Here is a 2,598-nt window from a genome sequence, read left to right as displayed (position 1 = left end):
CCATGCTCACCGAGCGGGAGTCGGAGGTACTCCGACTGATCTGTGCGGGGATGTCCAACAAGGAGATCGCCGGCCGCGGCGACGTCCGTACGGCGCGCCGGCGCCAGCCAGTAACGCCGGTGGTCGAACGGGTAGGTCGGCACGTCGACGATCGGGCCGCCGCCGTAGTAGGCGGCCCAGTCGACGTCATGGCCGCGGGTCCAGAGCCTGGCCGCGGCGGTGACCGCCGTCGTGGCCTCGTCGAGGCCGGCCCGCAGGGCGGGAATCCCGTCGATCAGCGAGGACAGCGACCCGTCCGGCCCGATCTCCAGCCAGGTCGTGGGATTCGCCGTCGAGACGGCGTCGTGGAACAGCACCGGCCGGCGAATCTGGGTGACCCAGTACTCGGCGGTGGACATGTCGGTCGCGGTGCCGGTCACCGACGAGACGAGGGGGAGGTGTGGTTCCCGGAATCCGATGTCCGCCAGCTCCGCGCGGAAGTCGTCGAGCATCGGGTCCATCAGCGGGGAGTGGAAGGCGTGGCTGACGTCCAGCCGCCGGTGCCGCGCGCCGGTGGCCTGGGCGGTCAGGAGCGTCGGCTCCTCGGCACCGGCGATCACCAGCGCTTGCGGACCGTTGACGGCGGCGATGACGACACCGTCCCGCAGGTGCGGCGCCACGTCCGCCGCCCGCGCCCGCAGCGACACCATCGCCCCGCCCGGCGGGAGCGCCCGCATCAGGCGGCCACGCGCCGACACCAGCCGCGCGGCGTCCGCGAGGTCCAGGATCCCCGCGACGTGCGCGGCGGCGATCTCGCCGATCGAGTGCCCCACCAGGACGCTCGGACGCACGCCCCACGACTCCAGCAACCGGACGAGCGCCACCTCCAGCGCGAACAGCGCGGGCTGTGTCAGCTCGGTGTCTCCCAGGCCCGCGCCGGTGATGACGGCCGCCCGAACCCCGGGATCCAGCCGCGAGCAGACCTCGTCGAACGCGGCCGCGAACGCTGGGAAATCCCGGTACAGGCCCTGGCCCATGCCGACCCGCTGCGCCCCCTGCCCGGCGAAGACGAACCCCAGCGTCCCCGGCTGTGCCGACCCCGACACGACCGAGTCGCCCAGCACCACAGCCCGCTCGGCGAACACCGACCTCGACCGCGACAGCGACCGCCCGACCGCCGCGGCATCCGCCGCCAGGCCAGCCAGCTGGTCCACCAGCGCCGCCGCGCCCGCGGCCGTCCGCGCCGACACCGGCAGCGGGCAGACGGCGGGCCGCGCGGCGGGCTCGTCCGGGGCTGGCGGCGGCTCCTCGATGATCACGTGGGCGTTGGTGCCACTGACCCCGAACGACGAGATTCCGGCCCGGCGGGGTCGGTCGCCCGCGGGCCAGGGGCGGTCCTCGGTCAGCAGCTCGACCGAGCCGCTGGTCCAGTCGACGAAGGCCGAGGGCTCGGCGGCGTGCAGGGTCCGCGGCGCGACGCCGTGACGCATCGCCTCGACCACCTTGACCACACCGGCCACGCCCGCGGCGTGTTGGGTGTGTCCGATGTTGGACTTGATCGAGCCCAGCCAGACCGGCTGGTCGCGGTCCTGGCCGTAGGTCGCCAGAACCGCCTCGGCCTCGATGGGGTCGCCCAGGCGGGTGCCGGTCCCATGCGCCTCGACCAGGTCGACATCGGCCGGGGACAGGCCCGCGCTCGCCAGTGCCTGCCGAATGACCCGCTCCTGCGACGGCCCGTTGGGCGCCATGAGCCCGTTGGAGGCGCCGTCGGAGTTCACGGCCGTGCCCGCCACGATCGCCAGCACGCGGTGACCGTTACGGCGCGCGTCGGACAGCCGCTCGACCAGCAGCACGCCTGCGCCCTCCGCCCAGCCGGTGCCGTCCGCCGCGGCGGAGAACGCCTTGCACCGGCCGTCGGCCGCGAGCCCGCGCTGCCGGCTGAACTCCACGAACAGCGCCGGCGTCGACATCAGCAGCACGCCGCCCGCCAGCGCCAGATCGCACTCGCCCGCGCGCAGCGCTCCCGCCGCCAGGTGCAGCGCCACCAGCGACGACGAGCACGCCGTGTCGAGCGTGAGGACCGGGCCCACCAGCCCGAGGTGGTAGGCCAGCCGCCCGGACGCGACGCTGTTCGCGCTGCCGGACAGCAGCTGGCCCTCGAACTCCGGCGCGGCGGCGAGCATCGTGCCGTGGTCCTGGCTGCTGAGCCCGACGAAGACGCCCGTACGGCTGCCGCGGACGGACAGCGGCGGCACTCCGGCGTGCTCCAGCGCCTCCCATGCGGTCTCCAGCAGCACGCGGTGCTGCGGGTCCATCACCAGCGCCTCACGCGGGGAGATACCGAACAGGTCGGCGTCGAACTCGTCGATCCCGGCGACGAAGCCGCCCTCGCGGGCGTAGCTGGTGCCGGGGTGATCGGGGTCGGGGTGGTGCAGGCCGTCGAGATCCCAGCCCCGGTCGGTGGGGAAGCCGGTGATCGCGTCGGTGCCCGCGGCGACGAGCCGCCACAGGTCGTCGGGCCCGCGCACGCCGCCGGGAAGCCGACAGGCCATGCCCACGATGGCGATCGGGTCATCGGCGGCGCGCGCGGGGGCGGCCGTCGCCGCGGGCGTGGGCACC

At 74.7% G+C, this 2,598-nt stretch carries 1 pseudogene; it reads right to left on the bottom strand.

Annotated features, from left to right (window positions below):
- Positions 1-353: 353 nt before the first annotated feature.
- Positions 354-2,531: pseudogene (locus ND747_RS16045) on the bottom strand (type I polyketide synthase); the annotation flags it as partial.
- Positions 2,532-2,598: the final 67 nt, after the last annotated feature.

It is taken from the genome of Frankia sp. R82 (genome assembly GCF_023716925.1).
Lineage (GTDB): Bacteria > Actinomycetota > Actinomycetes > Frankiales > Frankiaceae > Frankia.
The sequence above is the reverse complement of the archived record's forward strand: the minus strand, read 5'-3'. Positions and strand labels throughout refer to the sequence as shown.